Raw genomic sequence first — 6,949 nt, forward strand, 5'->3', positions numbered from 1 at the left:
TCCACCCTGACAATGCAGTTGGTCAAGAACCTGTTTTTGAGGCCGGAGCGTACCCTCAGCCGTAAAGTCGCCGAGATCGTGTTGGCGGTGCGCCTAGAACAGGTCTTCAGCAAAGACGAGATCCTGGAGATGTACCTCAACCAGGTGTACTGGGGGCACAATCTCTACGGCATCCAGGCGGCAGCCCGCAGCTACTTCAACAAGGATGCGTCTGAACTGAACTTGGCTGAAGCGGCGATGTTGGCTGGGATCCTGCCGGCCCCGGAAACCCTCAGCCCCTTTCGCAACCTGGAGGGAGCCAAACGGCGGCAACACCTGGTGCTGGATCGTCTGGTGGAGCTGAAGTGGATTACCCCCGAGGAAGCCCAGGCGGCGCGGGAGCAAAAGCTGACCTTAGGCCGCATTACCTCCTTTCAAAGCAATGCTCCGGCGGTCACCGATGCCATTGAGGCGGAGCTGCGGCGCCGCTATGGGGAACAAGCTCTAATGCAAGGAGGTCTGCGGGTTCAGTCCACCATCGATCTGCGTCTGCAGCGCCTTGCCCAGCGCATTGTCAATGAAGATGGCCCCCGCATTGGGGCAGCTCGTCGTGCCGATCAAATGGCTTTGGCGGCAGTGGATCCCCGTACCGGCTATGTGAAGGCCATTGTGGGCGGGATCAACGCTCAGCGGGGCCAATTTAACCGCGCCACCCAGGCGTTTCGCCAAACGGGATCCACCTTTAAGCCCTATGTGTACTACGCGGCTCTGGCCAGCGGGCGCTATTCACCCGGCAGCATCTTGGAAGATACCCCCGTCACCTATCCCGGCTCGCCACCCTACAGCCCGAAAAACTACGACAACACCTTCTATGGCTCCCTCACCTTTGCTCGGGCTTTGGAGCTCTCCCGCAACGTGCCCACGGTCAAGTTGGCCGATGATGTTGGGATCCGCAACGTCATCGCAGCGGCTCAGGCCACCGGCATCAGTGCCGAGATGTTTCCCAACTTGGCTACAGCTCTGGGCTCGGCCAGCGTCAGCCCCCTGGAGATGGCGGCCAGCTATGCGGTCTTTGCCAATGGCGGATATCGGGTGGAGCCGACCCTCTTGGCCCAGGTGGTGGATCGCAACGGCCAAATCCTCTTCGAGGCCAGGCCCCAGCCGGAGCGGGTTTTGGATCCCTGGGCGGTGGCTACGCTCAACCAAATCCTCAAAGGGGTGGTGACCCAAGGCACCGGGAGGGCAGCTCGTCTGGACGATGGGCGACCTGTAGCCGGCAAAACCGGCACCACCTCTGATTTCCGCGACGCTTGGTTCATCGGCTATGTGCCGCAACTGTCTACCGCCATTTGGATTGGCAACGACAACAACTCCCCCATGCTGCCCGGCACCGCCGGCGGGGCCTTTGTTGCCCCCACCTGGAAGCGCTTTATGACTGAGGCTCTGCAAGGGATCCCACCTCAGGACTTCCCCAGCCCGCATCAATTTCCCCCTCCCCGACCATGACCTACAGCGAGGAGCGGCTGGCGCGCATCGAGCGCACTGTCGAGGCCAACGCTCAGGCCATCGCCCAACTGGCCCGGCAAAACCAAGAGCTGATGCAAACCATTGCCGGCACCGAGGAGCGCATTGCCAGAGCCGAGGAACGCATTGCCAAAGCCGAGGAACGCATTGCCAAAGCCGAGGAACGCATTGCTGGCGCCGAAGAACGTCTGGAGGCCGAGGTCAAACGCTGGGACGAGCGGTTTTTCCAGCTCAGCCGCGATACCCTCAACTTCACCCGCAATGTAGTGACCATCGCCGCCATCACGGCTGTTTTGATCCCCCTGCTCAGGGATGTCGCTCCCCTGCTGATCGAGCTGCTGCGGGAGGGATCCCGTTAGCCCTCTGTAGCTGGGACATCTCGCTTTTCCAACCGCTGGCCAACAAGTGGTTATCGGCAATTGCGCTGAGACAGCCGCGATTCCACCTCTCTGGGGTCGAGCAGGGTTCCAACCGGAATCGAGGTGTCCAAGGGATCCCAGCGCGTACTGATTCTGAGTTACACTAAAACTGCAAAGAAAGGTAACGCCTTTTTCTGGTTATCCTGACCCTTCGCCGCGTTCTTTCTTGCATTCCTTGCACAAGACACAGAGGACAGACGATTATGGCTTTTGAACTCCCGGCTCTGCCCTATCCTGCTGACGCGCTCAAGCCCTACATGTCGGCAGAAACCTTCTCCTACCACCACGGCAAGCACCACGCAGCCTACGTAGCCAACCTGAACAAGCTCATCGAGGGCACCGATCTGGCCAACAAGTCTCTGGAGGAGATCATCAAAGCCACCTTTGGGGATCCCAACAAAGCGGGTATCTTCAACAATGCTGCCCAAGTTTGGAATCACACCTTTTTCTGGGAATCCATGAAGCCAGGCGGGGGAGGTGCGCCTACCGGGCCTATTGCCGACAAGATCAACGCCGACTTTGGCGGCTATGACAAGTTTGCAGAAGCCTTCAAGACGGCAGCCGCCACCCAATTTGGCAGCGGTTGGGCCTGGCTGGTGCTGGACAACGGCACCCTGAAGGTCACCAAAACCCCCAATGCCGAAAACCCCCTGGTTTACGGCCAAACGCCCCTGCTCACTTTGGATGTGTGGGAGCACGCCTACTACCTGGATTACCAAAACCGGCGGCCTGACTTCATCAATGCCTACCTGGAGCACTTGGTGAACTGGGATGCCGCCAATGCCCGGCTGGCTGCCGCCTGACTCTACCTGTTCTGGGATCCCTTGACGGGGGATCCCATCGAAGACTAGCCCTATGTCTCTGTTTGCGAAGGGATCCTTGGGGATCCCTTTTTTGCGCCTAGTCTTTCCCCAAGCGTTCTCGCTCCTCGCGCAACCGCTCCAGAAAGCCGGGGGTAGGGGGTTGGGTTGGGGGTGCTGCAGGGGGAGCAGGAGTTGGAGCAACCCGGTTCACTTGGGGAAACAAAGGTTGATTGATGGGCTGCGGCGGGAGAGGTTTGGCTGGGACAGGGGCTGGAGAAGGTGGAGCAGCGGGCGTGGGCACTGCAACCGGTCGGGGTGGAGGCACAGCAGGGGCTGGAGGAGGAGGTGACACCTGCTGAGTTGGAGCAGGGGGCTGAGGGGTAGAGGACACTGCCTCTGGAGTTGCCGCTGGCCTGGGTGTGGGCTCGCTTGCGGACTCACCGATTCCCAGATCTGGGGCGGGATCATCCTCAAACACCGGTTTGCCCTCCGGATCCCGTAGCAGCCAGTCCAGCAGAGGTTCAGGAGTGGCTGAGGGATCCCGCTCAGGGTGCTCTGCACCGCCGACTGGAAGGGGGCGTTCGGGGGCAGCAGGCGGTCTTTCGCTGCCTGGGCCCGGATCCAACAGCAGACGCAGGCCCCAGAAGGTGCTCCCCGCAATGACAACAAAAAGGGCTATCCCAGCCCAGAGGGGAAACGGCTTGGCCTCGGGCTCTGCCTGGGTACTGAGCAGGTGTGTGCCCGACTGCCCTGCATCTACCGCCGCTAGGGTACGCTCGGAGAAGATGGGTGCGGCTGGGGGGGACGCGAGGGAAGAGCCGGCAGCGCTCTGGGAGCGCAGGGATCCCTCCAATTGGGCGCTGAGAACCTTCATATCTTGGGGCCGCCGGTCGGGATCTTTGGCCAGACAGGAGAGCACCACCTGTTCCAGCTCCAGCGGAATCTCATAGGGCAAATTCGAGCGATCGAAGGGCTGAGGCTGCTGGTAATTGTGGGCCTCGTACCAGCCGGGGAAAGAATCGCTCTTCGGCTGGAGGGGGTGTTGCCCGGTCAACATGCGGTAGAGCACCACGCCAAACGAGTAGATATCCGAGCGGGCATCCAAGGCTTCCCCGCGCAGCTGTTCGGGAGAGGCGTAGCGCACCGTACCCAAAAAGCCGGTGGTCTGGGTGCCAAGGGCAAGGGAAACGTCGCTGAGGAGCTTGGCAATGCCGAAATCCAAGATTTTGACGGTCTCCCCCAACGTTTCATCTTTTAGGACGAAGAGGTTGCTGGGTTTGATGTCGCGATGGATCACCCCCTTGATGAGATGGCCATCCTGCTCGGTCTCTAGGTTGTGGGCGTAATAGAGACCGGCACACACTTGGCGGGCCATCCTCACCACCTGTTGAGGCGGCAGCACCGGCTGCTTGAGCATTAGCTCCCCCAAACTGCGCCCCGTTAGGTATTCCATCACCAGGTAAGGTTGGTCGTTCTCTAGACCGTAATCCAGCACCTTAACAATGGCAGGGTGCTCCCCCAACAACGTGCTGATGCGAATTTCCTGCTGAAAACGTTTGTGCAACTGGCGTCGGGTGTTGTCATCGCCTGCCAAGTTTTGGTGCAACAGCTTGACCGCCACCGGACGGTTGAACAGGCGCGTATCGACAGCCTTGAACACCCGCCCCATGCCGCCCGCTGCAATGCTGTGAACCAGTTGATAGCGCTGGCCGATCACTTTTCCAGGAGCAAGCTGGTGCATAGGCAGCCTAGGAGCATGTACCCTCTGATTTTAATGCGTGTTTCTCGGGAGTTTCTCTTGCCTTTCTCCGGCCATCCCTGCCCAGCAGTCTTCATTCCCAATGTATTTGATGTGCTTTTAAGTACTTGTTAAACGCCCTGCCAGCGATTGAAGGCTGGACAAAGACTGTGGACTACGGAGATCTACTTTAGAGCCGAGGGAATCTGATAGACTCATGCGGGCGCTTTGCCGGGTCTGTTCATTAGCTGTCTGTCGGGTATTTATGCTGGCTCACTGGCTGCAAATTTCGGGGATCCCTCTAGCCCTGATCGGCCCTGTTGAGAATCCGGTGCTGGTGTTTTTGATCATCCTGACCATCATGCTGGTGGCTCCCTTGCTATTTGAGCGGCTGCGCCTGCCGGGGATCATCGGGTTAATCTTGGCTGGGCTGGTGGTGGGGCCCTACGGCTTGGGCATCTTGCGGCGGGACGAGACCATCATCCTGCTGGGCACGGTGGGGCTGTTGTTTCTCATGTTCATGGCGGGGCTGGAGACCAGTCTGGAAGATTTGAAGCTCAATGCCGGGAAGGCCACCCTCTTCGGGGCGCTCACCTTTCTGTTGCCCATGCTCATCGGCACAGCAGCCATGTTGGCCATTGGGTATGGCTTTCTGGCGGCGGTGCTGGTGGCCTCTTGTTTTGCCTCTCACACCCTGATCGGTCTGCCCATCATCTCGAAGCTGGGGTTGATGCGCCTGCAGACGGTGACGGCAACTTTGGGGGCCACCCTTATCACGAATGTCCTGGCTTTGTTGGTGCTGGCGGTGGTGGTGCGCGCCCACCAAGGGGAGCTGTCGCTGCGCTTTTGGCTGACGTTGATCCCTTCCATTGCCCTCTACACGTTTGCCACCCTGTGGGGGGTGCCTAAGCTGGGCAGTTGGTTCTTTCAACGCTTTGGTCACGACGAGGGAGCAGAGTTTACTTTCGTGATCGCCACTTTGTTTGTGGTGGCCTACGGAGCGGGGTTGATCGGCATTGAGCCGGTGGTGGGAGCCTTTCTGGCCGGGACGGCCATTACCCCCATCATCCCCCAGCTCAGCCCCCTGATGAACCGGATCCAGTTTATCGGCAACACCCTGTTTGTGCCTTTTTTCTTGATCTCGGTGGGGATGCTGATCAATCCCGGCATTCTCTTGGGAGAGCCGCGCTCGCTGCTGGTGGGCGGAGTGATGATTGCAACGGAGGTGGTGAGCAAGTTTCTGGCCGCTTGGATCCCGGCCCAACTGTTTGGCTGGCGCTTTGCCAGCACGATGATCATGTTCGGTTTGTCGATGGCTCAGGCGGCGGCTACCCTGGCGGCCATCACGGTGGCTTTTCAGGTGGAGTTGGTGGATGAGCTGACGGTGAACGGCACCATTGCCATGATCCTCGTGACCTGTGTTGCCTCGCCTTGGATTGTGGCCCGCTGGGGAGAGCAAATGCAGCCCACCGAGGTGGCCGCAGAGTCCACCGAATTGCCCAAGCCGGATTGGGGAGCTCGCGTCTTGGTGCCGGTGGCCAACCCGGATACTGAGAGGAACCTGTTACAGTTGGCTTTGATTTTGGCCAAAAAAGATGGGGGAACGCTGCTGCCGCTGCATGTTTTGTCTGACCGCGCCGGGATCTCGCCAGCAGCCCTGGCCCGGCAGGAGCAGTTGCTGACTTTCGCAGAAGCTCTGGCCCACAGCGCCGTGGCCCGAGTGGAGCCGATCCGGCGGGTGGATGACTCGGTGGAAAAAGGGATCATTCGCTCGGCGGCGGAACGGCAGGCAACCTTGGTGATCCTGGGCTGGAAGGGCTACTCCACCTATGCGGAGAACTTTTTCGGCAGCATCATTGACGCGGTGGTGCGGCAGGTGGGGATCCCAGTGTTGATCACGCGGTTTCCGGTACCCATCGAGACGGCGCGCCGCATCCTCTTGGTTGCACCGGAGCTGGAGGTCTCTCCCGGATCCCTGCAGCAGACCCTTGGGCTGGCGCAGACGCTGGCCGGCGAATTGAAAGCGGGTTTGCAGATCCTGCTGGTGCAAACCCGACCTGGGCGGGAACGCTCCCCAGCCTTGCCGGCAGAAAGCTATGCCCACTTGCCGGTTCAGCGGGTGCAGGGGGGGGTGGTGGCGGAAGTCTTTAAAGCGCTGCAGCCGGGAGATGTGTTGGTGTTGATTCCCAGCGAAACCGGCAACCGGTCGCGCCTGGGCCGAGAGCCGGAGACCATCGCCCGCAACCGACCCAGCCTTCCCATCATCGTGGTGCATTTGCCGCGGGATTCAGCTCATCCCTTGCGCCAAGGAGATGGGGTTCTGGCGGCCGCAGAGCCCACTTGACAGGGATGGCATTGGGGTGTTGTCTGGCGGACTGGAGCTCTTGTCTCAACGACGCCCCGGCTCCCCTGGTAAACTGGGATACCCCAGGTTCGGAGCAGTCGTGAGCCAGAAGGGAGGCCCAGAGCCATAGACTATGTTGATT

General features: G+C 60.1%; 5 protein-coding genes. 4 read left to right on the forward strand and 1 reads right to left on the reverse strand.

Features of this window, described 5'->3' with window-relative positions:
- The 3 genes from NW820_RS08355 to NW820_RS08365 all read left to right on the forward strand — a co-directional run.
- A partial coding sequence (locus tag NW820_RS08355) for a transglycosylase domain-containing protein (protein ID WP_414407223.1) occupies positions 1–1,485 on the forward strand: 1,485 nt, incomplete at its 5' end.
- Entirely contained in the window at positions 1,482–1,862 is a 381-nt protein-coding gene (locus NW820_RS08360; RefSeq protein ID WP_414329401.1) for a hypothetical protein, read from the forward strand. The genes NW820_RS08355 and NW820_RS08360, both read left to right, overlap by 4 nt.
- A gap of 263 nt (positions 1,863–2,125) precedes the next feature.
- Positions 2,126–2,725 carry a superoxide dismutase gene (locus tag NW820_RS08365; protein ID WP_414407224.1) on the forward strand — a complete coding sequence of 200 codons (600 nt, stop codon included), beginning with the start codon at positions 2,126–2,128 and terminating at the stop codon, positions 2,723–2,725.
- Positions 2,726–2,822: 97 nt separating this feature from the next.
- Here NW820_RS08365 and NW820_RS08370 read toward each other — a convergent pair whose 3' ends face one another.
- Entirely contained in the window at positions 2,823–4,466 is a 1,644-nt protein-coding gene (locus NW820_RS08370; protein ID WP_414407225.1) for a serine/threonine protein kinase, read from the reverse strand.
- A 262-nt stretch (positions 4,467–4,728) separates the two neighbouring features.
- On the opposite strand from NW820_RS08370, the gene NW820_RS08375 reads away from it, so the two are divergent.
- Entirely contained in the window at positions 4,729–6,807 is a 2,079-nt protein-coding gene (locus NW820_RS08375) for a cation:proton antiporter (protein ID WP_414407226.1), read from the forward strand.
- The last annotated feature ends 142 nt before the right edge of the window (positions 6,808–6,949 follow it).

Source organism: Synechococcus sp. R55.7 (assembly GCF_047461955.1).
Lineage (GTDB): Bacteria > Cyanobacteriota > Cyanobacteriia > Thermostichales > Thermostichaceae > Thermostichus.